At 47.4% G+C, this 23335-nt stretch carries 22 protein-coding genes, 1 pseudogene and 1 riboswitch; all 23 genes and pseudogenes read left to right on the top strand.

Annotation, left to right across the window (positions count from 1 at the left end):
* Positions 1-409, top strand: a pseudogene (locus HRU42_RS09475) (glycosyl transferase); the annotation flags it as partial.
* Positions 406-945, top strand: coding sequence for an ANTAR domain-containing response regulator (locus tag HRU42_RS09470; RefSeq protein WP_295030574.1), 540 nt, complete (start codon positions 406-408; stop codon positions 943-945). The pseudogene HRU42_RS09475 and the gene HRU42_RS09470, both read left to right, overlap by 4 nt.
* A 355-nt stretch (positions 946-1300) precedes the next feature.
* Complete coding sequence (nirB, locus tag HRU42_RS09465) at positions 1301-3925, top strand: nitrite reductase large subunit NirB (RefSeq protein WP_295030573.1); 2625 nt, start codon at positions 1301-1303, stop codon at positions 3923-3925.
* Positions 3926-3952: 27 nt separating this feature from the next.
* Complete coding sequence (nirD, locus tag HRU42_RS09460) at positions 3953-4315, top strand: nitrite reductase small subunit NirD (protein WP_295030571.1); 363 nt, start codon at positions 3953-3955, stop codon at positions 4313-4315.
* A 2-nt stretch (positions 4316-4317) separates the two neighbouring features.
* The gene (locus HRU42_RS09455) at positions 4318-5784 is read left to right on the top strand and encodes a NarK family nitrate/nitrite MFS transporter (RefSeq protein WP_295030569.1); all 1467 of its coding nucleotides are present in this window, start codon (positions 4318-4320) and stop codon (positions 5782-5784) included.
* Positions 5785-5807: 23 nt separating this feature from the next.
* On the top strand, positions 5808-7736 hold the full coding sequence (locus HRU42_RS09450; RefSeq protein WP_295030567.1) for a bifunctional protein-serine/threonine kinase/phosphatase: 1929 nt from the start codon (positions 5808-5810) through the stop codon (positions 7734-7736).
* 521 nt (positions 7737-8257) lie between these two features.
* Positions 8258-8890, top strand: coding sequence for a LuxR C-terminal-related transcriptional regulator (locus tag HRU42_RS09445; RefSeq protein ID WP_295030565.1), 633 nt, complete (start codon positions 8258-8260; stop codon positions 8888-8890).
* Between the two features lie 219 nt (positions 8891-9109).
* Positions 9110-9592, top strand: a complete 483-nt coding sequence (locus HRU42_RS09440) for a hypothetical protein (RefSeq protein ID WP_295030563.1) — start codon at positions 9110-9112, stop codon at positions 9590-9592.
* A gap of 294 nt (positions 9593-9886) precedes the next feature.
* Complete coding sequence (gene hinT, locus HRU42_RS09435) at positions 9887-10243, top strand: purine nucleoside phosphoramidase (protein WP_295030562.1); 357 nt, start codon at positions 9887-9889, stop codon at positions 10241-10243.
* A gap of 169 nt (positions 10244-10412) precedes the next feature.
* Positions 10413-10802 carry a YcfL family protein gene (locus HRU42_RS09430; RefSeq protein WP_295030560.1) on the top strand — a complete coding sequence of 130 codons (390 nt, stop codon included), beginning with the start codon at positions 10413-10415 and terminating at the stop codon, positions 10800-10802.
* A gap of 138 nt (positions 10803-10940) precedes the next feature.
* Positions 10941-11054, top strand: a riboswitch (TPP riboswitch).
* Positions 11055-11152: 98 nt separating this feature from the next.
* Complete coding sequence (locus tag HRU42_RS09425; protein WP_295030559.1) at positions 11153-13327, top strand: TonB-dependent receptor; 2175 nt, start codon at positions 11153-11155, stop codon at positions 13325-13327.
* Between the two features lie 119 nt (positions 13328-13446).
* Positions 13447-13707, top strand: coding sequence for a hypothetical protein (locus HRU42_RS09420; protein ID WP_144047032.1), 261 nt, complete (start codon positions 13447-13449; stop codon positions 13705-13707).
* 103 nt (positions 13708-13810) lie between these two features.
* Positions 13811-14452: a nicotinamide riboside transporter PnuC gene (gene pnuC, locus HRU42_RS09415; RefSeq protein ID WP_295030556.1), complete on the top strand. Its 642-nt coding sequence runs from the start codon at positions 13811-13813 to the stop codon at positions 14450-14452.
* Between the two features lie 52 nt (positions 14453-14504).
* The gene (locus HRU42_RS09410; protein ID WP_295030576.1) at positions 14505-15548 is read left to right on the top strand and encodes a phosphotransferase; all 1044 of its coding nucleotides are present in this window, start codon (positions 14505-14507) and stop codon (positions 15546-15548) included.
* 114 nt (positions 15549-15662) lie between these two features.
* The gene (locus HRU42_RS09405; protein ID WP_295030554.1) at positions 15663-16274 is read left to right on the top strand and encodes a DoxX family protein; all 612 of its coding nucleotides are present in this window, start codon (positions 15663-15665) and stop codon (positions 16272-16274) included.
* A gap of 154 nt (positions 16275-16428) precedes the next feature.
* Positions 16429-16977 (top strand): NAD(P)H nitroreductase, encoded by a 549-nt coding sequence (locus HRU42_RS09400; RefSeq protein WP_295030553.1) that lies wholly within the window; start codon positions 16429-16431, stop codon positions 16975-16977.
* Between the two features lie 107 nt (positions 16978-17084).
* Entirely contained in the window at positions 17085-17621 is a 537-nt protein-coding gene (locus HRU42_RS09395) for a GNAT family N-acetyltransferase (RefSeq protein WP_295030551.1), read from the top strand.
* 282 nt (positions 17622-17903) lie between these two features.
* A complete protein-coding gene (locus HRU42_RS09390; protein ID WP_295030549.1) occupies positions 17904-18356 on the top strand; it encodes a hypothetical protein in 453 nt (150 codons plus the stop codon).
* Positions 18357-18493: 137 nt separating this feature from the next.
* Positions 18494-18883, top strand: a complete 390-nt coding sequence (locus HRU42_RS09385) for a hypothetical protein (RefSeq protein WP_295030547.1) — start codon at positions 18494-18496, stop codon at positions 18881-18883.
* Positions 18884-19207: 324 nt separating this feature from the next.
* On the top strand, positions 19208-19894 hold the full coding sequence (locus HRU42_RS09380) for an ABC transporter ATP-binding protein (RefSeq protein WP_295030546.1): 687 nt from the start codon (positions 19208-19210) through the stop codon (positions 19892-19894).
* The gene (locus HRU42_RS09375) at positions 19884-20933 is read left to right on the top strand and encodes an HlyD family efflux transporter periplasmic adaptor subunit (RefSeq protein ID WP_295030544.1); all 1050 of its coding nucleotides are present in this window, start codon (positions 19884-19886) and stop codon (positions 20931-20933) included. Before HRU42_RS09380 ends, HRU42_RS09375 begins: the two co-directional genes overlap by 11 nt.
* Entirely contained in the window at positions 20930-22129 is a 1200-nt protein-coding gene (locus tag HRU42_RS09370) for an efflux RND transporter periplasmic adaptor subunit (RefSeq protein WP_295030543.1), read from the top strand. Before HRU42_RS09375 ends, HRU42_RS09370 begins: the two co-directional genes overlap by 4 nt.
* On the top strand, positions 22126-23334 hold the full coding sequence (locus HRU42_RS09365) for an HlyD family efflux transporter periplasmic adaptor subunit (RefSeq protein WP_295030542.1): 1209 nt from the start codon (positions 22126-22128) through the stop codon (positions 23332-23334). Before HRU42_RS09370 ends, HRU42_RS09365 begins: the two co-directional genes overlap by 4 nt.
* Position 23335: the final 1 nt, after the last annotated feature.

Raw genomic sequence — 23335 nt, 5'->3', positions numbered from 1 at the left:
ACTCGAAGCTAGAGTCGGCATTTTTAAAGGGGTTCAGGGAGAGACTGAAATTAATCCCAGGATCTCCACCGAGCTGACTATCGCATCACGGGATGACAGCCAAGTTATTCATCTTCCCACCCAGCTCGAAGGTTTTGTTGGCATCAACACCTTGTCATCAGAGCTTGCTCTTTCACCGCAGCAAGCTTGCCTGGTATTGCGTCATATTTGGCACCGTGGCGAGGCGAGTGACACTCGCCGTGAGAGTCATTCAGAGTTTTCATCATCAGTATTAATATCGGCTAAGCTCGAACACATTGCCGAGGCGAGCATTATCAGTACACTGTCGGCAGTTTATCTACTGCAAGATAAGTGTCAATCCGTTTCACACGCTCAATCGTTAGCCGAGCAAGCCTGGAGAATGAGATGACTATTTTTACCTGTTTTACAGATCAACCTGATGAGCTGCATATCCATGATACTCACTGGCAAGTTACTAGCTTAACTAAGTTACAGGATATAGAGCGAGTCCCCCTTTGCAATGAACAAGATCTTCTCGTTTATGTTTGCTCAGAGATGATTGGCGTCGATCTTCAACTCTTGTTACGCCTGATGCAATTCTCTCCCATCCCGCTGGTGGTGAATGCTCAGTGCTGGCACAAAGAGGACCTGACGAGATTACTCGAATGTGGCAGGGTGACATTTGTACCCGGTGAGTTTGATCCCGCTAGACTAGAGCAAGTCATAGAACTGGCAAAGATGAGGTTCAGCCTGGCCAACGAGCAGCAAGAGAAGATCATTCAATTAGAATCAGCATTAGCGGCGCAAAAGTTGCTGGCCAAGGTGAAGGCGAGACTGCAGCAAAACGGATTGAGTGAATCTCAAGCCCATAAACTCTTACAAAAACAGGCGATGGACAGCGGCATCTCTGTTGAGCAGCTGGTTCAACAATTGCCGCTAAGCTAAGCTTTCATTTATCTATCGTCACTCTTCAATTCTCATCATTTCAAAGCCTCACTATTTCAAACCTATCCAGTCAAACTTAAGTATTTCATCTCCGCCCAAAATGGTGCAGAAGCGCCTTGATTGTGCGTTCACACATTGCCCTTCTTGCCAATGATCTTGTCAATCACATTATAATCAATAGCTTATTCTTGATGCTTTATTGGCATAATCACTGCAATAAGTAAATAAGTAAATAAGCTATAAGACAATAAGTAAAAAATTCGGATCTAATCGGCAATGGCGCCATGTTCTCATTTGAGAGCATGGCGCCTTTTTGTTAGACCCGCAGATTCAAAAATGAGATGGGGAGTGTGTTATGGAGTGTGCAGAAACAGATTTGGAGCCTAAACCTAGGTTACTCGTCGTGGGTAACGGCATGGTTGGCCATCATTTTATAGAGCAGCTTTGTAGTCAAGGGCTCAATGAACACTTTCAAGTAGAGGTATTTGGTAGTGAGCGAGTCGCAGCCTATGACAGGGTGCACTTGTCTAAATATTTCGACACCGGCAGTGCCGATAGCTTAATGCTGGCAGATGTCGATACCTATGCCAAGCAGGGAGTGAGGTTACACCTTGGCAAAGAGGTGACCTTGCTCGATACCGAGAATAAGTGCCTGCATACCCAAGATGGTGATGTTTGGTTTTATGACAAACTCATGTTGGCCACGGGATCTTATCCCTTCGTCCCCCCCATCGTGGGCAGAGACAGGCCCCAGTGTATGGTGTATCGCACCATAGATGATCTTGAGCAGATACAGCAAGCCGCCGAGAAATCCACATCCGCAGTGGTGATCGGTGGTGGCTTACTGGGATTAGAGGCCGCCAATGCCTTACTGACCTTAGACTTAGATACCCATGTGGTTGAGTTTGCATCTCAGCTGATGCCGGTACAGCTCAACGATAAGGCGGGTGATCTGCTGCGCGCCAAGATTGAGCAGTTAGGGGTGTCTGTGCATACCAGCAAGGCAACCACGGCGATAGTCGCCGGTGAGTCGGCGCTGCACCGGATGAATTTCAATGACGATACTTATCTTGAAACAGACATGATTGTCTTCTCCGCCGGTATTCGTCCCCAGGACAGTCTAGCCAGACAAAGCGGCATAGAAGTGGGTGAGCGTGGCGGCATTGTCATCAATGATTGCTGTTTAACATCGGCCGACGATGTGTACGCCATCGGTGAGTGCGCCCTGTGGCAGCAGAGAATATTTGGTCTGGTCGCGCCGGGTTATCAGATGGCGCGGGCGGCGGTATCCCATCTTAACGTCGCTGCTAACAAGGCTGGCACATCTTCGAGCTTAGTGAAGTTCGAAGGCGCGGATATGAGCACTAAGCTTAAGTTGCTTGGGGTGGACGTGGCGTCAATCGGTGAGAGTCGTGGGTTTGATAAGGCACAATTTGTCGAGCTTACCGATAATCAAGCCGGTACCTATAAGAAGCTCTGGTTAGATGAATCTGGCCGTTATCTCAAAGGCGCTGTCCTTGTAGGTGATGCCAGCGATTACAATCTGCTGTTGAATCAATACTTGTCTGGTGATGAGCTTGTTGGCCCCGCAGTTGACATGCTGCAGCGCGAAGAGGGCGCCAGCGTCGTGATGAAAGATGACGCGATCATCTGCTCCTGTCACCAGGTGACTAAGGCCGACATAGTTGCGAGCGTTCAGGCCGGCTCCCAGAGTCTGACTGAAGTGAAAGCCTGCACTAAAGCGGCGTCAGGTTGTGGCGGTTGTAGCGCCCTGGTTCAGAGCGTGATCACTCAGACCATGGAAGAGCAAGGTTTAGAGACTGAGAAGGGGATCTGTTGTCATTTTGAATACGACAGACAGGAGCTGTTTCATCTGTGTCAGCTTGAGGAGATAGGCGATTTCACCAGCCTAATTAAGACTCATGGCAAGGGGGAAGCTGCCGCTGTGGGCCTAGGTTGTGATATCTGTAAACCTGTTGCCGCCTCAATATTTGCCACCTTAGATAACGAATATGTACTCAAGGTTCAACATGCCAACCTGCAAGACACCAATGATGCCTATCTGGGCAATCTTCAGAAAGATGGTTCTTACTCTGTGGTGCCTCGTATCGCCGGCGGCGAAATTACTCCAGACAAGTTAATCGCCCTGGGCGAGATTGCTAAGCGTCACGATCTCTACACCAAGATCACCGGTGGTCAACGCATCGATCTCTTTGGGGCTCAGCTGTCTGACTTGCCGATGATCTGGCAAGAATTAATTGAACAGGGATTCGAGACAGGCCATGCCTACGGCAAGTCTTTAAGGACGGTTAAGTCTTGTGTCGGCAGCACCTGGTGCCGCTATGGCGTCCAAGATTCAATCAGTTTAGCCATAGATCTGGAACATCGCTACAAGGGACTACGTGCCCCACATAAGATCAAGTTTGCGGTATCGGGTTGTACCCGAGAATGTGCCGAGGCTCAGAGTAAAGATATCGGTGTCATTGCCAGTGACAAGGGCTGGAACCTGTTCGTGGGGGGGAACGGAGGCATGCGACCTCGTCATGGAGATCTGTTTGCAACCGACTTATCTACAGCAGATTTAGTGACCTATATCGACCGTATCTTGATCTTCTACGCCAAGACAGCCGCCCGTTTACAGCGCACTTCCGTGTGGCTCGAGTCCTTAGAGGGAGGTCTGGATTACCTTAAATCTGTGATCATAGATGATTGTCTTGGGGTGGCGGCAGAGTTGGAAGCTCAGATGAAAAAAGTCATCTCGACCTATCAGTGTGAGTGGCGAACCAGCCTTGAAAATCCTGAGTTCCTATCTCGATTCAGTGAATTTGTTAATCCAGAAAAAATGCCCCAAGTGAATGTGGAGCAATATCGCTATAGCCGTGGACAGCGTTTCCCTGCGGGCTCAGTAGGCACGATTGCCGTGACTAATTTGCCCAGTGACACATGCAAAAACGTCGAGCTAGTTGAATTATCTAAGTAAGGCCATTGGCTTAAAGGAGTGACAAGTATGAATTGGGTCAATATTTGTGAAGAAAAAGCATTGCCTGACTTTGGTGGGGTTGCGGCTTGGTTTGAGGACAGGGCCATCGCCATTTTTAACTTAGGCGAGCGAGGATTATTTGCTCTGGATAATACCGATCCCGCCACCGGCGTGAGTCTGTTATCCCGCGGGCTTATCTGTGATCTGCAAGGGGATATTTATGTCGCATCGCCTCTGCATAAGCAACATTACAGCTTGCATGATGGCTCTTGTATCGAAGATGAGTCGTTACGTGTCGAGGTGTACCAGATCAAGTGCGAAGCCGGCAAGGTGCTGGTGAAAAGCGCCGATGACAGTTCTGGTAATTATTCAGTTAGTATAAGGCGGTAATGATGAGTTCTGACAAATTTAATCTTTTCTCCTTCTCGGGAAAAATGAAAATAATGCACCTCAGCTGGATGGCCTTCTTCGTCAGTTTCATGGTCTGGTTTAACGCCGCGCCTCTGATGGGGGTGATTGCCCTGAGCTTAGGATTGACCAATGAGCAGATTAAGACACTGCTCATCCTCAATGTGGCGTTAACGATCCCCGCGAGGATTATCATAGGCATGGTGACCGATAAATTTGGTCCTAGGCTGACCTATTCGGCGCTGCTGATATTGTGTAGTTTTCCCTGTTTCATGTTCGCACTAGGAGAAACATTCGAACAGTTAGCGCTGGCGCGCTTCCTACTCGGCTTTATCGGTGCAGGGTTCGTTATCGGTATTCGTATGGTCAGCGAGTGGTTTCCGGCGAAAGAGCTCGGCACGGCCGAAGGGATCTATGGCGGTTGGGGCAATTTTGGCTCGGCTGCCGCCGCGTTCACCTTACCCGCTATAGCCATTGCCTTCGGTGGAGATAATGGCTGGAGATATGCCATTGGGTTAACAGGCGTGATGAGCTTTGTGTTCGCCTTTATTTATTACTTCAATGTATCCGATACCCCCAAGGGTTCAACCTACTTTAAACCTAAGAAGGCGGGCGCGCTGGAAGTGACCAGCAAGGGGGATTTAGCCCTGCTTATCCTGATGAAATTGCCCATGTACGCCACCTTGGCATTACTGGGCTGGAAGTTATCACCAGCGGGCGTCGCCATGTTCACTCAGATGGAGGTTTATGGGATCTATGGCATCTTGGTTGGTGTGTTAATGCTCGACTTGTATCAAACCTATCAGGTGAACAAGCATATCTTCGCGGGGCCGGTTCCCGAGTTTGAACGCTATCCCTTCAAGCAGGTTGCAGTATTGAATGTGCTGTATTTCTCGACCTTTGGTTCAGAGCTCGCAGTGGTCTCCATGTTGCCGCTGTATTTTGCTGAAACCTTCGAGCTTGGACTGACTCAGGCGGGGATGTTGGCATCCACTTATGCCTTCATGAATCTGGTCTCAAGACCGGGCGGCGGCTGGATAAGTGACAGGTTCGGTCGTAAGCCGACCTTAATGATTTTGACTGCTGGATTGGCATTGGGTTACCTTGGTATGGCACAAATAACCTCAGATTGGGCATTACCTTTGGCTGTGATTATGGTGATGACTTGTTCTTTCTTTGTTCAAGGCGGTGAAGGGGCGGTATTTGCAGCAGTTCCCTTGATTAAACGTCGATTGACCGGTCAGATTGCCGGCATGACCGGCGCCTATGGTAACGTTGGAGCTGTATTTTTCCTGACTGTCTACTCTATGGTGTCTACGCAAATCTTCTTCTATGTTATCGCCGCCAGTGCTGTGCTGGGTCTTGTGAGTCTGCTGTTTCTCACTGAGCCTAAGGGGCATATCGCCGAAGTGAATGAGGATGGTGAAGTGACCTTAATCAGTGTCAATTAATCAAGAATTAGAAGGGGAAAGGTATGTCAGCATCGGGCGCAGTGTCATTGAGTAAGAGTCTGGTTGAAGATGATTTAACATCTAAACCTGAGCCTGTCTTACATCAGGAGCCGACTTTAGTTGCAGACCCGTCTCTCAATGGAGAGCTGCCTTTGGATGGCGAGCTTGAGATCGGGGCGGGTCAGTGCTCCGCCCGAGGGGCCAAATCCACTAATGAAGATGCCATCGGCATACGTATCCCCGATGGCTTGATGTTGACCACTAAGGGCGCCGTGTCGGTAATCTGTGATGGGGTGAGCGCCGCAGAAGCGGCAGAGAAAGCCAGCGGCATCAGCATCAGTAATTTTATCTCAGATTACTATTCGACGCCGGATACCTGGAGCGTCGAGAAATCCAGCTCTCAGGTACTTACCGCACTGAATCGTTGGCTGTACGGCTTGGGTCAGGACTATCGAGAGGCGCAGCGGGGCTATGTATGCACCTTTACCGCCCTTATTTTTAAATCATGCAGTGCTTATTTGCTCCATGTCGGTGACTCCAGAGCCTATCGGTTCAGAGCGGGCAAGCTTGAGCGTCTGAGCCGGGATCATGTGACTGTGCTTGGCAAAGACAAGCGCTATCTGGCGAGGGCATTAGGGTTAGATGTGAAACTGGACGTGGATTACCGCAAGCTGGAGTTAGTGCAGGGTGATCTCTATCTGCTGACCACAGACGGCATTCATGACATTATTTGTGATCGAGATTTGGCTGTTAAATTGTCTGAGTTTATGCCTACTTCACGTTATAAACCAGAGTCTGAACCTGAGTCTAAAGCAGGACGTAAACTAAGCCTTAAACAAGAGACAGACTCCGCCATCGTTCACGATGAGTTTTGCAGGCAATTGTGTGCTCAGGCAATCGATGCGGGCAGTCTGGATAATGTCAGCTGTCAGCTGTTATCCATAGACACATTACCTAGGTTAACTATCGAGGATCTCTATCAGAAGCTGTCTAAGTTACCTTTTCCGCCGCCACTGTCTGAGGGGATGAAGCTAGACGGTTATCTGATAGAAGAGGTCTTACATCAGAGTCAACGCAGCCAGGTGTATCTTGCATCCGATACCGATGGCAATAAGCGTTGCATCAAGACGCCATCGGTTAATTATCTCGATGACGCGGCCTATATCGAACGTTTTATGCTGGAGAGTTGGATAGGCCACAGGATAAATAGCCCGCACGTGGTGAAGTTATTAGACAGGGAACGAATAAAAAGTGCGCTTTACTATGTCACTGAGCATCTGAACGGCATGTCCTTGAGTACCTGGATCACACGTAATCCTAAGGCGTCGGTGCAAGAGGTCTTGGTGCTGCTAAAACAGATAGAGTCAGGGGTGAGGGCGTTTCATCGTAAGGAAACCATACACCAAGATCTTAAACCCGATAATATCTTACTGACCTATGAAGGCCAGATTAAGCTTATCGATTTTGGCTCTTGTCATATCAAGGGAATAGCCGAGATTGCCACGCCTCTTCAACGGGACTGTATCTTAGGTACAGCTGACTATTCCGCCCCCGAGAGTGTATTGGGATATAGGGTAACCAACAAAGCCGATCTGTTTTCCATGGCGGTGATCACCTTCGAGATGCTTACCGGCCAGCTGCCCTTCAAAGGAAAGTTGGCACAATGTCGCACCAACCAAGATTATCTCAAGCTGGTTTACGTCCCTAGCTATGAACTCAATCCACTCATTCCCTTATGGATGGACCCACCACTGAAGCAAGCCTTAAGTTTCGACCCTAGCCGCCGTCAGAACGATACCAGTGAGCTGTTATATGAACTCAATCAACCACTGGCGAATTGGGACAAACCGGAAATGGGACGCTCATTGTTAGACAGGGATCCCGTGAGGTTCTGGCAAGGTGTCTCGGTATTGTTTGGTTTGAGTACATTACTCTTGCTGCTAAGTTACTAATTGGTATTAATCATCAATGATTTTTGTAAGTGAGGCAGGCTATTTTTCATGAGATGTTCACTGGCTAGCCAGTACCTACTTATAGGTAGTGCAAAGGTATTATATTGCTAGTCAGAACAGGGTGTTTGCGGCATCTAGCTTCATACTTTTGGATGATTATATTGCCTGCTGTTAACGAAATAATAACAACAATAGTCTGACTAGTTGAAGCAGGATGCAAGATGTTGCCTATAAACATGGATAAAATGGGAAAAACCTTATTGAATCTTCTTAGCCTCTAACAGGTTTTATGCGGGTAATGATGTCGATGTCATCCAATATGAGAATAACCAGATGACTGATATCTATGTTGAAGCTGATACATAAATAATATTAAATAATATTAAATAATATTAAATAATAATAAATAATATTAAATAATAATAAATAATATTTATAGATACATCTATCGTACTAGTGTAATCTAATTGTTAAATCTAAGGCGTCCGGCACAGTAAATAATACGACATGGAGTCAGCTGTATGTTTAAAGTCATAAATTGGATTGTTGTTTCACGCTCTCAATTAATTGCCGATCTTCTGGATACACGTTGGCCCCAAGAGTTTTTGGTTAAGTTAGTCAAGGTGACGCCAGAGAAAGTGGAGCCGGAAATCAAGAAGGGAGGTGTTTCACTTATCGTTATTGACTTAGCCACGGTTGACGTACAAAAAGCGTATCAAATTCAGCGACACGTCGAGAAAGAACACGCCTCGAGAGTCGTATTCCTCCACTATCCCAGACAGATCGATGCTCGTTTTCTGATCCATCCAACAGTGACTGCCGGTATTTTCTATTGTGATGCTTCATTAGAAGACGTTGGACAAGGCTTAGCCAATATTTTGCGCGGTAAGTCTGTTATCCCGGCTCAGTTAATCCATAACAGTGGCGATGACCAATCGAATCAGGACGGAAGTGATAATCTGACCATTCGAGAAAGAGAAGTCCTTCAGGCGCTGCTTAGCGGTAGCACTAATGTCAATATCGCTATGCAGTTGTTTGTGAGCGAGAGCACCATTAAAACTCATCTCTATCGAGCGTTCAGAAAAATAGGTGTTTCCAGTCGTGGGCAAGCGATAGCGTGGGCACAGACTCATCTGCACGAGATCCATCTGTGATGCGTGTCGTTTGCTGGTAACTTTTGCTCAATACGGCCTATTTCATTTCGGCGGACGATTGATGTAACGCAGAAGTTAAATTTAAGCAAGCGCTCGAATTCCAACTTGGTTATAGCTCAAATGAGCCTATGGGGGGTTATTACTTTGTAGGCATATTATGTTGATTTAATTTTTTTGTAATGTATCCTGACAAAAAATTAATCGACATACATTAAATTGATGAAACATTTGTTATTTTTATTATCTATATTGCCTATGAGTCTATATGCGTCCGGACCATTTGGAATTAGCTGGGGACAGAGCCTTACTGATTTCGGATTGGTCATAAATGCCAGTAATTATCAATATGTTATTACAGATTACGTGCCTGATCCATACACTCAATCAACACAATATATCTTGATTGGGAATAGCGATGAAGGGATAACTGGCGTCAAATTAAAAACTAAATCTTTTAAGGCATTTTCTAGTGACTTAACTTTAGCCTATGATGAGGCAATAGCGTATTTAGAGGCGGCTGGTTATGGGCAAGTGGCTGTAACAGAAAGTAAATTAAGCTCTTACCATTGTATTATCCAGGCCATTTGTGTGGGGAAAACATGGACGGGTATCAATGCTGATGGGACTAAAGTCTTGTTGGAAAAGACTGGAGTGAGTCATTCTCATATTTTTATATCTATGTTTTTTAGCGTATCAAGCTGAAATCTCATCAGCTATATCAAATGGTATCAATACCAATCGATATAAAGCCTAAATAGAGCGGTTAAAAGCTACAATAGATGCCTGGTGATCGATATCTGGCTCATGTTTTACAGATTATTTTGCTTGCAACCTTTCAGCATGTAAGGTGTCAATTCCCTGGTGTACACATATGTGTCACTCGTTGTGAGTTTGTGTTTTTGGTGATTTTGTCGTCGGTTGTTTTTACTCCCATATCCTCACAAGTTATAAATTTATGGGTATACTGTGGCAACCTAAAGAAAAGAGGACGGTCAGATGGCTGAAGAAACCATTTTTAGCAAAATAATTCGACGTGAAATCCCCGCCGATATCCTATATCAAGACGATCTAGTCACGGCATTCAGAGACATAAATGCCAGAGCGCCGACCCATATATTGATCATCCCCAATCATTTGATCCCGACGACAAACGATGTAAAAGCATCGGATGAGAAGGCGCTTGGTCGTATGGTCACAGTCGCCGCAAAATTGGCTGCAGAGGCTGGGATTGCCGAAGATGGCTATCGCATCATAATGAATTGTAATAAGCACGGTGGGCAAGAGGTGTTTCACATACATATGCACTTACTGGGTGGTTGCTCCTTAGGTCCAATGTTGAGCATTGACAGCTAATAGAGAGCGAACAGGTATGCAGGTCAATTCAGATTTTTTCCCATTGACGCAAATCGCGACTCGCTTTGTCGATCTTTTGGTCGATTAATCTCATTTTATAAATCATCAGCTATAAAAGTAGGTGATGATTAGCCCTATTTATTGGCTAAATCAATTTGGAGCGAATGTAATGAAAAAAATCGTTTTGGTGTTAGCATCGGCCCTGATTTTCACGGCCTGCGCTCAGCACACTGCGGGCGTGATGGCCAGTTCTAGCGGTGAAGTCAGAGTCGATAACAGCAGTTTCGCTCGTGAAGTTGCAGTCGAGCAATTAAAGGCCCGTCATCAGGGGGATTTACTGCAAGGCTCTGGGGTGATCATGAGTAAGGTCGCCACTGACTTACGACTGCAATACAAGTTTACCTGGTATGACATAAATGGTTTTACCCTAGAAGATGAGGCCAGCCCATGGAAGTCATTAAAGTTACACGGCATGCAGCGTATGCAAGTCATGGCGATAGCGCCCAATGCCAACGCCGTTCGCTATGAGCTATATGTGAGAAAAGCCTTCTCTAATTAATCTTTTGTTGATTGAACGCGTACCGCGATAAAATAGGCAAACGTCGGCTTGGCCGACGTTTTTTGTGTCTCATGTGTATGTAAATTCACCACCCCATGGCATATCTTTGTCAATACCTTGTGTGATTCATGTATAATTGCGCCTGCCAAGGGGTGAGACTGTTTTTATATACCAGTTTCTGAGATGTCAGATGACAAACCCTTTGAACCTGATCCGGCTAATACCGGCGTAGGAATGGGCCAATAGGTTTGATGCTTTCGAGGTGTCTGTTAAGGACATCTGTAGTCGACCACAACATCCTTTCTCGCTTTTCCAGTTGCCGGATCTCAAAAATTATAATTTGGGGTCCTATGTTTATACTTAAATCTTTATGTTTTGATTCACCCGTCTTGCAGAGATTCTCTGTGCTATCGCTTGCGGTATCGACCGCACTAATCAGCCCAAACGCGTTCGCTGTTGAACCAACAGACACACCTTCCGATGAGATGGAAGTGATCGTGGTGACTGCTGATTTTCGCGGCTCGTCGCTCGATAAGATGCCGTCGAGCATTACGATTATCGATCAGCAGCAGATAGAAGACGAAGGCGCGCAGCACTTCGAAGATGTGCTTAACTCCATCGCAAACTTTAACTGGTCCGGCGGCAGTTCTCGTCCTAAATATTTCCAAATTCGTGGTGTCGGCGAGCAGGAGGAATACCAAGGTGCGCCAAATTCATCTGTTGGTTACATTATCGATGATATCGACATGTCTGGCCTGGGCATGATTGCCAGCATGTATGATCTGCAGCAAGTAGAAGTGCTGCGTGGTCCACAAGGTACGCGATACGGCGCCAATGCGTTAGCCGGCTTGATATACCTTAAGAGCAATGACCCAACCGATGTGTTTGAGCATGGGGCTGAAGTGTCAATGGGGGATGATAACCTGACGACGTTTAGCGGCTTTAGCTCAGGGCCGCTGACGGATTCGGGCAAATTACTCTACCGAGTCTCGATGCAGCAACATCAGCAGAATGGCTATCAAAACAACCTCTATCTAGATCGAGACGATACCAATGCCAGGAAGGAGTTTTCCGGTCGGGCGAAATTACGCTGGTATGCCAGCGACGATCTGCAGATTGACTTTACCTTGCTTCAAGCCGATTTTGATAATGGCTATGATGTATGGACCTTAGATAACAATGGCAAAAATACCTTCACCGATGCGCCGGGCGTCGATAAGCAACGCACCACAGGTAGCTCGCTTAAGTTTACTTATTCGGCTGCCGAGCAGTTCGAGCTCGTGTCCTTGACGTCATATGCCAAGTCTCGAACGCAGCATAACTATGATGGCGACTGGGCTAATTCTGATTACTGGGGGGGACTCGATTGTGACGGTGAGCCTTGTCAATACGATTATACCTGGGACAAACAGGGCGAGCGAAAAACCATTAGCCAAGAGTTTAGACTCAGCTCAACTCAAGCTGGACGTATCTTCGGCGGGAGCACCGATTGGTTACTGGGCGTTTATGGTATGCGCTTAACTGAAGACAACGACACAATTGAAGAATATAACGGTTGGATAGACACGCTTGCTGCCGAATATGAAGCGAATAATACTGCCGTGTTTGGCCAATTAGATTCAGATCTCGGTGCGGGTTATGCTTTGTCCTTCGGCCTGAGAGTCGAACGTCGAGACAGTGATTACAGCGACAGTGCTGGCGATGAATTTAGTCCAGGTGAAACCATGTGGGGCGGACATATTGCTCTGAGCAAGGCGTTAAACAGCAATCATGAAACCTATGCGCGTATCGCTCGTGGTTATAAGGCGGGAGGGTTTAACATGTCATTGCCAGCGGAACTGGCAGACAAGAAAGAGTATGATACCGAAACCTTATATAACTATGAGATAGGGCTTAAATCACGCTGGCTCGATGGCGCTGTGAGCACCAATTTATCGCTATTTTTTATGGACAGACGCGATCAGCAAGTTTCAGCATCTCAGCAGAGCTTCGACGATCCGCATAAATTTATCTTATATACCGAGAATGCAGGTAGCTCACACAACTATGGTGCCGAGCTAGATGCCAACTGGTATGCGACAGATAACCTCAAGCTATATGCCAGTCTTGGTTGGTTAGAGACGGCCTATGGCGATTATTCTTATCAGGATAAATACGGTGGGACGGTGGATCTAACCGGTCGTGAGCTAGCCCATTCACCTAACTTCACCTACAGTGCAGGAGCGACCTATCGCAGCGATTCTGGTTGGTTCGCGAACGTGACCACCAGTGGCAAGAGTGAGTTTTACTACTCAGACAGTAACGAATCTACGTCCGAAGCCTATATTATATTCAATGCCCGTGTCGGCTATGAAACCGAGGTCTGGTCGGCTTATCTATGGGGCAAGAACCTGTTTGATGAGCAATACGGCACACGGGGCTTTTATTTTGGTAATGAGCCAGATCAAGGCTGGGCAGATAAGCAATATATCCGCTATGGTGATCCACGCCAGTTAGGATTGACTGTCAGCGTCAAGTTTCACTAATGTATCCCAGCACGATAACATCGCTGCCGCTTGGGGCTGAAAGATTAAAACGAGTGTAACAAAACAGAAATTTAATGCTGTGACTCCGCCTAAAAAAGCGGGTCACCTGAGGTCAGAAAATGAAATTAACCGCCGAAATAAGTTGTTACCCGCTGCAAGATAACTACCTGGATCCTATCCTCTGGTTCATCGACCGTCTGGATAGCTATGAGAATATTGAACGTAAGACCAATGCCATGGCTACTCAGGTGTGTGGCGAGTATGGCGACGTGATGGCCATGCTGGCGACTGAGATGCAGGCTGCCCATGAAAAGTGGGGCAAGGCTGTGTTCGTGTGTAAGTTTATTGGTGGTGAGCTGGATTTGTCACACACTCAATAAAGTTATCGGATTAAGTTTACCTGTTTAGCCTATGCTCGCCTGACTTGTAAGAGTATGGCGAGCATCTGTTTTACGTTAGCAAAGTCTTATATCGGAAAAAATGATGATAGATTTTTGGTCCGCGCTCATGAGCACCATAAACGGTGCATTAATACAAGCAACGGCATTAACTGCCTGGGAGGCCGTTGCAGTAGTGCTAGCCGCAGCCTACCTGATACTGGCCATGAAGGGCAATATTTTCTGTTGGTTTGCCGCGTTCGCCAGCACGGCTATCTATACGGCGCTCTTCTGGAAAGTGTCGCTATTGATGGAGTCTGTGCTCAATGTGTACTACATGGCGATGGCGGTCTATGGTTTTCGTCAGTGGTCAAAGGGCAAAGGGGATGATTCTGGCATCGAAGTCATTTCCTGGAGTCTGAGACGTCATATTCTGCTTATACTCACCACCGCTAGCATCTCAGTGGTCGTGGGCTATTTAATGGCGACCTATACCCAAGCTTCCTATGCCTACCTCGACGCCGCGACCACGTGTTTCGCGGTTATGACGACCTATTTAGTCGCCAAAAAGGTGCTAGAAAACTGGCTCTATTGGGTGGTGATCGATTTCGTCTCCATCTATCTTTATCTGCAAAAAGGGCTCATGCTAACATCACTGTTATTTATCTTGTATGTCGGTATGGCCATAGGTGGCTATTTCTTATGGCGCACGGCGATGCGTGATCAAAAAATGGCATTGGCTCAATAGAGCGAGAGCATGACATATATAACATGAGATACAGCATGAGATATTGGATGTGATGAAGCAATTCCAAGGATTGACGAGTTTGCCCCAGGAGGTGAAGACTGGTCTGCAAGGGGCAGGCTTAGTGCTGTCCTCTTCTGTTTCAGTGTCTGTGTTGGCTGAGGGCCTGAGTAATCAAAATTACTTGATTCGAGATAGACATGCCAGTTGGGTATTGCGAGTGAACTCATTGGCGAGTAGTCAAATTTGTGATCGCGATGCCGAGGTAAAAAACTGGAAAATTGCGGCGGAGCGGGGGCTGGCACCAGATTTGTATTTTGTCAGTGACGACAGAAAATATTACCTCAGTGAATATATCGAGCAAGAGGAGGGGCAAAGTTGGGGTAAGTTGATCACCGCCAAATCGGCGCACCCCCTTATCGATGAATCGATACCTTGGCCCGGCGCAGAGTCAGCACTGTTGCGACTCTTGACCGAGTTAGCCGGACTCGAATGCCCAGAAAACAGTCTCAGCGTATCCAGGCAGTGGTCCATTTATCAGGCTTCTATGTATGATATATGGAGCAAAATTTGCAATGAGCAAGCGCTGGGAGGTGGGGGCCGTCAGCACAGAGAGTGGCGAGAGAAGCATCTTAAGCTCCTGTCTCTTAGAGACGACATCAGTCTATGGTTAGATGAACTCGATGCCTGCGCATTGGGGGAACAATACAGCCATAGAGATCTCAACCCGCATAACTTATTGTTTCAAAATGGCCGACTTCAGTGCATAGATTTCGAATATGCCTGCAGTTCACATCCGTTATTCGATCTGGCTGGCGTGTTATCGAGTCACGCGCTGTCGACGACGCAACGGCATTTTTTAATCGATGCCTATCTGGATAATCATCCGAATTTAACCCTTGACGCCAAAGCAGCATTGCCCGCGGCAATCAATATCTATTGGGTGTTTTCCGCCTGCTGGTCCCTGCTGATGTCTGCAGACGCGGGAACCGAGGTTGATGTAGAAGAAACTGTTGATTTAGCAGTAGATTCAAGCAATGAGAATAGGGCGAAATACCTGGATTGTTTCAGTCAATTTTATGCGTTAATTTCGCCCTAAGCCAGCAGGCACTGCCGCAGCATTCACCTTGTTTACTCTGAGTTCGATATAAAGATGAAAGATATTCCCTGTCAATATGGTCTATTCTGACAATAGCATTTGTCAGGAGTAAACATGTTAATGGTTAACGCGTATCAGAAGTTTTTAAATGTGGTGGAGCAGGTATCGGGTATCGCTCCCTTAGCGTTACGTTTGTACTTGGCACCTGTGTTGATGCAAGCGGGATATAATAAGTTATCTCATTTCAGTGATACTGTGGCCTGGTTTGGCAACCCTGATTGGGGGCTAGGCCTGCCTATGCCTGAAGTGATGGTGACTATGGCGGCGGGGACCGAGTTTGTCGGTGGTTTCTTGCTGATTATTGGTCTCGGGACGCGATTAATCTCCATACCTTTACTCGCTACCATGTTAGTCGCGGCTTTCTCCGTGCATTGGAATAATGGCTGGTTAGCCATAGCCGATGGTGGTTCCTGGTTGGCAAATGATCAAGTACTGGCTGCGGGTGAGAAGCTCAATGCCGCTAAAGCGATATTACAGCAACATGGCAATTATGAATGGCTGACTAGCTCAGGTAGTTTTGTCATCTTAAATAATGGTATCGAGTTCGCGATAACGTATTCGATCATGTTGCTCGCCTTGGTGATGTTAGGTGGAGGACGTTATACCAGTGTGGATCACTTCATCCGTAAGCGAGTCTCTAAACGTTATCCTGATACTAGTTTATAGCCTGAATACATCGCATAAAGTGACCTTTTCAGCTTGAAGATTGTGTCAATCCCACCACATTGGTGGGATTTTTATTTGCGTCTTTGTTATTCTTGCCTGTAAATCAAAGTTAGAACACTTGAATTATTCAAGCCCATCACCGAAGGAAATACTCTTGGACGCGACTGAATTATTGCTGACTCGCCAATCTTGCCCACGCCTTATAGCCCCCGCTCCCGATGAAGTTCAACTAAAAGTCATCTTAGACGCCGGTGTGCGTGTCCCCGATCATGGGGGATTATCACCTTGGGAGTTTATTATCGCTCAAGGCGAAGGCCTTAATCGTCTGGGAAATATTTTCTTACAAGCGGCCATTGAAAATGGTGCCGATGAGACGAAACAGGCGAAGGCCCAGTCTATGCCATTGAGGGCACCCATGGTGATCGTGGTGGTCGCTAAGCCTCAGCCTCATGGGAAAGTCCCTGAGCTTGAGCAGTTGATCGCGGCAGGATGTTCGACAATGGCGATGCAGCAGGCGGCTTTTGCACTCGGGCTGGGTGGTATTTGGCGAACGGGTGACTTGGCGTTCGATAAGCGAGTACACCATAGCTTAGGTTTATCTGATGGCGATCAAATCGTCGGGTTTCTTTATCTGGGGACTCAAGCGATAAAAGCCCCCTCGAAGCCAGGTAAGAGTGGCAGTGAGTTTGCTCGCTACCTTTAGCGCTGAAAAGTCATAGATAGCGTCGGCTAATATTGATCTTAGTTCGGCGGTAATCATGGTTGAGCTCATCTTTGTTAGCGGATTCTGTTAGATAAATAGGGATAAAATTGATTGTTTTAGAAACATCCAGACTCATTCTTAGGCACGCTGTATTGACCGATGTTGAGTTTATCTTAGACTTGTTAAACACCCCAGGCTTTATCGAAAACATCGGCGATCGTGGTGTCAGGGATCTTTGTCAGGCCCAGACCTATCTTATCGATGGACCGATATCCAGTTACCAACAACATGGCTTCGGTCTCTATGTGGTGCAGTTAAAATCCAGCGGAGAGCCAATAGGTCTCAGCGGCTTAGTCAAACGTTCTGTGCTCGACTCTCCCGATCTCGGTTATGCGTTTCTGCCTGCGTTCTGGGGGAAAGGCTATGCGGTCGAATCGGCTCAGGCGATAGTTAGCCACAGTAGAGACCTGTCTATTTCACGACTTTGGGGGGTCGTGAGCCCGGGGAACACAGCTTCCATCTCAGTGTTAGAGAAAGTGGGTATGGCATTCGATTCGACCATGGTCTGGGAAGAGGACAATTCAGAGGTCTTGCTTTATCGATTAGTGCACAGCGAAACCAGTGCTAATCGGGCGAAGATATAGTACGAATATATAGTACGAAGATATAGTGCTTGAACCTTTAACGCTAGAGCTGGCTGCTGCCTTATCTCTGGCAGTGGCGGATGGGTAACTCTGGCAACTCTGGTATGCCTAAGTGCCAAGCAAGACGCTTGATTAACTCCTGGCTAGCGGTCTACAATCCATGAACAATAACTTATGCAGCGCTTGATTAACTAGGCCTGTCTGAATATAGTCAAGGTTACGAGTTACGCCTTAGAGCCGTTTCATCTCAGGTGAAGCTGTATAACAAGAAAGGGATCCCCAATGCCGAGTTCAACTACTCGCTTAATATCGATTAAGAATCGACGTATTAGTCAAATAAAACATAGTCTTATTCTCCCTCTTTTATGCTTGGCACCGCTTACTGTTTCTGCGGCGCCTAGCGAAGCTGAAATGATATTTAGCAATGAAGTGATCGAGTGTGCATCCTATTACCAGATAAGTTCCGCTGCCATCTCTGCTATGAATGCGCCTCAGATGCAGGCTGTCGGTGAACGCTTGAAGAGTTCATCGGTCAAGGCCATCTCGATTGCTGAGGAGTATCAGGCTAAAGAAGATGTCGCCGATGGGTTATCGAGCGTTCAGCAGAAGCATTTGGCATCACTGCCGGACAACAAGAGTTTACGAGACTTGATGAGCAAGTATAAGGACAGCTGTAAAAGTTTACTTGCAGAACCGCAGCAGCGCCTGGACTATTGGATCATGGCCACCATGTAACTTGGCAGTGCTTCACAGCGTTATTATTGCTATAAAAAAGAGCCACTGGGCTCTTTTGTTGCAATAAAAATGTGCTCTTCTCTGTCTATCTGAATAGTACCATTCATTAGTGACACAGATTAAATGTGAGGATGTCTATGAACTATTATTTTATCGCGGCCGCAATTCTTGGTTGTTTGACCTGTATCGGTCACTTTACCTATGGTGTGAAGCAGTACCTTAATCCTATGCTAGCGGCGTCTTTCGATCCCGTGGCTAAAGCGGTCATGCACTGTGTATTTCATTATGTGTCGGCATTTCTGGTGTTATCGACCCTGGTATTAGCCGTCTGCGGTTTAGATCTGGTGTCATATATGCAAGGCATTAGCCTGGTGCTCTTTGTCGCACTGAACTTCGCCCTCTTCGCGGTATGGCAGATATATTTCGCTTTCTTCAGTGACATAAATGCGCCCTTCAAGCACCTTTTCCAATGGACTCTGTTCTCAAGTATCTCGGCCTTGAGCCTAATGGGGATCTATCTTACCTAATACCTACTCTAGTGGAACGGGTATTGGATTAATCAGGTCCTCACTAATCTGCGCCACGGGTGAATATTCGACTATGTGTCATTGCAGTGATTTTCGTTAATTATTATCTATTAACTTTGCAAAGTTAATTAAAATTAATTGCCTGTACACGCGTTTGTAGGGCATGGTATCAAGGCACTGAACAAGCATTGAACCTGATGAGTTCAAAGCTTTCACTAGTGGAATACCAAGCGGCATAAGCAAAACAATCGAACCCAGGCTAATAAAAATAACCACGATGACTAAATTCTAGGGATGGAATATGAGTGTCAGTGAGAGATTATTATGATAAGAGTGAATGGATTAACTAAAGAGTATCAGATGGGGGAGTCGTCAGTTTTTGCCCTCAGAGGTGTCGATTTCACCATTAAACAAAATGAATTTGTGGCGATCATGGGGCCATCTGGCTCGGGTAAATCCACCTTGATGAACATCATAGGTTGTCTGGATAAGCCTAGCTCGGGGAGCTACCAACTCAATGAGCAAGAGGTTGCCAGCCTGGATGATGATGCGCTATCCGCGGTGCGAAATAAGGACATAGGTTTCGTGTTTCAGAGTTTTCACTTGTTGCCTAGAATGAGTGCGCTGCAAAACGTGCTGTTACCGCTACGATTTGCCATCCCGCCTAATAACGATACCAGCTATGCCAATGAGCTCTTGATGCGAGTGGGCTTAGGTTCACGTCAAAATCATAGACCCAATCAGCTGTCCGGTGGTCAAAGGCAAAGAGTCGCCATCGCGCGGGCTCTGGTGAACAAACCTGCTATTTTATTGGCCGATGAACCTACGGGTGCACTGGACAGTAAGACATCGGTGGAGATCATGGATCTATTCACCGAGCTGCATAAGGCGGGCCAAACCATCATCTTAGTGACCCACGAAGAGGAAGTGGCAGCCTATGCCCAGCGGGTGATCCGCATGCGGGATGGCCATATCGTAGAAATAGAGGAGCGTGGTGTCTATGCGGCTTAATTTACATCGATCTCCATTGCTATCAAAACTTGTCTTGCTGACTGCATTTTCTTTACCGGTCAATATGCTGGTGGCCGGAGAAACGAATGTCAGTACAGCGACGAGTGATGTATCAGACTCAGGCGTTGCCAACCTAGGCGAGCAGACCTTGTTATTGACCGGACAGATCTCCTCGGTGCAGTCTCAATCCTTTATGGTGCCTAAGGCCGGTGATGCCTGGCGCTATCAAATCCAGTGGATGCTGCCCGAGGGCTCAATTGCCGAGCCGGGTCAGACCGTGGTGATCTTCGACAAGAGCCAAATTGCCAATCAGATCGAACAGCTAGAGGCGAGTCTGCTGCGGGTCACGGCTCAGGAGCAGAGTCTGAGTATCGATCTTACCGCCAGTGTGCTGCAGGCCAAATTCGATGTTAAACAGCAAGAATCTGAACTCGAGAAGAGTCGGCTCGATGCCGATGTGCCAGCGAATTATATCGCGGCTAAAGATTATGCCGAGAATCAATTTAACTTGATGCAGGCAGGCAGCGAGTTATCTAAGGTCGAACAGGCGCTCAAAGAAGTATTGGACAAACAAGCCGCCAGTAAGGCGCAATTAGCCATAGAACGGCGCCGCGCGCAATTAGAGTTAGCGCAAGCATTAAACGGCTTAGAGCAACTCGAACTCAAGGCCAAGATAAAAGGCCCTGTGCTCTATGGTAGCGATCCCTGGAGTAATAAGAAATTTGCCGTCGGTGATACCGTACAGATTGGCCGGCAAATAGCCAGAGTGCCGGCGATGGAAGAACTAGAGGTAGTCGCCTGGGTCAATGAGGTGGATGTCGACAAGTTAGCCGTGGGGAGCCGAGTGACACTCAGACTGGATTCACAGTCGGCCAAGCCGTTTAGCGGCAGTATTAAAAATATCGGCCGCCAGGCGCAGAAACAGCCAGCCTGGGGTCAGAGTAATTGGTTCAAGGTTGAGGTGAGTTTTGCGGCCGATGAAGATATCAAGATCGTTCCCGGCATGAGTGTCTTAGTCAGTACCGGAGCCGTATCATGAGCAAGGTATTTCAGATTTCACCGCTATCACATCGCTTGTTGCCCTCGAGTTTACTGCTTTCGCTTTCCTTGCTAACGGCATGTAGCGGGGCGGCAGTGACTTCGGTGGAGCTAGGAGTGTTAAGACAGAGTATCGAGGCTACCGGAGAGCTGGTATCCGCCGATACCGTATCTATGAAGCCGCCTTCGATCCGTAGGGTGTGGCAATATCAGGTCAAGCAGCTCGCAGCGGAAGGCTCCCTGGTTCAAGAAGGCGACATGGTCGCTCAACTCGACACCTCCGAACTGACCCAACGTCTATCGGTCAAGACGGCCAAGTTAGAGGCGACCCTGCAAGACATTGAAACATCTAAACTGCGTAATGCCAAACAGTTGGAGGAGCTGAGGCTAGCGCTCGCCGAGGCTAAGATGAGTTTCGACAAAGCGGAGCGTAAATTTAAACTGTCTGATGAAACTGTCGCCGCAATCGATAGAATCAAGTATGAGAAGGATGCCGTCATCGCCAAGGATAGGGTGCAACTCAACAAGCAAAAAATAGCGCTTGAAAATCAGAGTGCTAAGCAAAGAGAAGCCATGTTAGAGGGGGACCGACAAAAGTTCTCCTCCGAAGTCGCAGCACTTAAAAAGGGAATAAAATCCCTGACGTTAATCGCTCCCCGAGAAGGCATGGTGGTGTACGGTAATGATTCTCAAGGCAATAAGATTAAGGAAGGTCAGTCTGTTTTTATGGGAGATACGGTACTCAGTATACCGGATCTGAATCATATGCAGGTGAACATGACCATACCTGAGGTCGAGGCGAGTCGGGTCAAGTTAGGTCAGAAACTCAAAATAAGACTGGATGCGAATCCGGATAAAGTCTTTTACGGAGAAATTATCGAACTCGGGGCCGTGTTTCGTCATAAAAATCAGGATGTGCCTCTGGTGGTGTTCGATGCGGTGGCCAGCATAAATGAAGCGGATACCGACCTGATGAGACCGGGTATGACGGCAAAAATAGCCATCGATATCGCCAATGATAAACAGGAACTTCTGTTGTCACTGGACGCCGTTCATTACGAGGCTGGTCAGGCTTATGTACTATTACCTAGTTTGTTTGGCGAGTCTAAGCAAGCCGTTACCATAGGCACCATAGGCAAAGAGCTGGTATCAATAAACACCGGACTCGATGTGGGTCAGGAGGTATTACTGCCATGATGTTTAGTTTCAGAAACTGCTTACTGGTTTTTAGCTTGGTATGGATTGCGGGCTGCAGTCAACAGGCCAGCGACGGGGTACTCACCATGGATGTGAGCCGAGCCGACTTTAAGGTCGACATTCCGGCCACCGGAGAGCTAGAAGCCAGCGAGTCTACCTCAGTGAACGTGCCGGTAGGGTTACGTGGCCCACAGTCATTAGCCTGGATCTTGGAAAACTTCAGTCGAGTCAAGGCTGGGGATGTCGTCGCCAGAATGGATCCCACCCGTGAACATTATCGCCTCAAGATGGAGCAGTTCGATTTTGACAAGTTGAGCTTCGATAGTCAGATGCAGACAGAGAAGGACAAGACCATCAGTCAGGCACTCTCAACGGGTAGCCGAGTGACTAGCGAAGAAAAAGCATTAGCCGAACGTTTCTTCAGTGACGATGAGCGCGTCTATACCAAGATAGAGATTATCGATCAGATGCGTAATCAAGACTATCTTGTCGCTAAGATGCATTACTTCGATTGGGGGCTAGATCAGCATGGCGATCAGGCTGCTGCCGAGCAGGAGCTGATAAAGCTCAGGCAGAAAGGTCACTCAGCCAAGATAAACCGTTATGAGAATAACCTCAACCAGATGGAGATCATCGCCCCTCATGATGGCTTATTTGTCTATCAGGCGGGTTGGGATGGCTCGTTTCCTGTGGTGGGTGACATGATGTGGTCAGGTTTTTCCATCGGCCTCTTGCCCGATACCTCTGTGATGCAGGCGAAGTTATTTGTGCAGGAATCTGAGGCGGCGGGTCTCGCCATAGGAAAGACGGCGACCGTCTATCTGGATGCTTATCCGGATAAACCCTTCACCGGTAAGGTGACCCAAGTCGATGCCTTGGCTAAACCTAAGGAGAAGGACAGTCCGGTCAATTATTTCCAATTCACCATCAGCCTGGATAAAACCTTAGTGGCGATCATGCAGCCGGGCAGGCAAGTAAAGGCTCAGGTGCATCTGCTTAATCTGCAAGATGTACTGACTGTGCCTAATCAGGCATTGTTTCAGAAAGAGGGCCAATATTGGGTCTACCTTAAGACCAGTGCCGGTTTCATTAAACAGCCGGTGACGCCAGGGAGCCGTAGCCTGAATCGAACCGTGATCACCGATGGCTTAAACCAGGGCGATGTGATTGCACTCACGACGCCTCCCAAAAGGAGCCGAGTATGAA

The sequence above is a fragment of the Shewanella sp. genome (genome assembly GCF_013214165.1).
Taxonomy (GTDB): domain Bacteria; phylum Pseudomonadota; class Gammaproteobacteria; order Enterobacterales; family Shewanellaceae; genus Shewanella.
This window is presented reverse-complemented; position numbering and strand designations above follow the sequence as displayed.

What these genes read in the sequence shown, in the direction of transcription:
- HRU42_RS09405 (WP_295030554.1), top strand. Translation starts at nt 15,663, where the DNA reads ATGTTAATGGTTAACGCGTATCAGAAGTTTTTAAATGTGGTGGAGCAG.
- HRU42_RS09440 (WP_295030563.1), top strand. Translation starts at nt 9,110, where the DNA reads ATGAAACATTTGTTATTTTTATTATCTATATTGCCTATGAGTCTATAT.
- pnuC (WP_295030556.1), top strand. Translation starts at nt 13,811, where the DNA reads ATGATAGATTTTTGGTCCGCGCTCATGAGCACCATAAACGGTGCATTA.
- HRU42_RS09430 (WP_295030560.1), top strand. Translation starts at nt 10,413, where the DNA reads ATGAAAAAAATCGTTTTGGTGTTAGCATCGGCCCTGATTTTCACGGCC.
- HRU42_RS09445 (WP_295030565.1), top strand. Translation starts at nt 8,258, where the DNA reads ATGTTTAAAGTCATAAATTGGATTGTTGTTTCACGCTCTCAATTAATT.
- HRU42_RS09380 (WP_295030546.1), top strand. Translation starts at nt 19,208, where the DNA reads ATGATAAGAGTGAATGGATTAACTAAAGAGTATCAGATGGGGGAGTCG.
- HRU42_RS09450 (WP_295030567.1), top strand. Translation starts at nt 5,808, where the DNA reads ATGTCAGCATCGGGCGCAGTGTCATTGAGTAAGAGTCTGGTTGAAGAT.
- HRU42_RS09455 (WP_295030569.1), top strand. Translation starts at nt 4,318, where the DNA reads ATGAGTTCTGACAAATTTAATCTTTTCTCCTTCTCGGGAAAAATGAAA.
- HRU42_RS09420 (WP_144047032.1), top strand. Translation starts at nt 13,447, where the DNA reads ATGAAATTAACCGCCGAAATAAGTTGTTACCCGCTGCAAGATAACTAC.
- HRU42_RS09370 (WP_295030543.1), top strand. Translation starts at nt 20,930, where the DNA reads ATGAGCAAGGTATTTCAGATTTCACCGCTATCACATCGCTTGTTGCCC.
- HRU42_RS09425 (WP_295030559.1), top strand. Translation starts at nt 11,153, where the DNA reads ATGTTTATACTTAAATCTTTATGTTTTGATTCACCCGTCTTGCAGAGA.
- nirD (WP_295030571.1), top strand. Translation starts at nt 3,953, where the DNA reads ATGAATTGGGTCAATATTTGTGAAGAAAAAGCATTGCCTGACTTTGGT.
- HRU42_RS09385 (WP_295030547.1), top strand. Translation starts at nt 18,494, where the DNA reads ATGAACTATTATTTTATCGCGGCCGCAATTCTTGGTTGTTTGACCTGT.
- HRU42_RS09375 (WP_295030544.1), top strand. Translation starts at nt 19,884, where the DNA reads ATGCGGCTTAATTTACATCGATCTCCATTGCTATCAAAACTTGTCTTG.
- nirB (WP_295030573.1), top strand. Translation starts at nt 1,301, where the DNA reads ATGGAGTGTGCAGAAACAGATTTGGAGCCTAAACCTAGGTTACTCGTC.
- HRU42_RS09470 (WP_295030574.1), top strand. Translation starts at nt 406, where the DNA reads ATGACTATTTTTACCTGTTTTACAGATCAACCTGATGAGCTGCATATC.
- hinT (WP_295030562.1), top strand. Translation starts at nt 9,887, where the DNA reads ATGGCTGAAGAAACCATTTTTAGCAAAATAATTCGACGTGAAATCCCC.
- HRU42_RS09410 (WP_295030576.1), top strand. Translation starts at nt 14,505, where the DNA reads ATGAAGCAATTCCAAGGATTGACGAGTTTGCCCCAGGAGGTGAAGACT.
- HRU42_RS09390 (WP_295030549.1), top strand. Translation starts at nt 17,904, where the DNA reads ATGCCGAGTTCAACTACTCGCTTAATATCGATTAAGAATCGACGTATT.
- HRU42_RS09365 (WP_295030542.1), top strand. Translation starts at nt 22,126, where the DNA reads ATGATGTTTAGTTTCAGAAACTGCTTACTGGTTTTTAGCTTGGTATGG.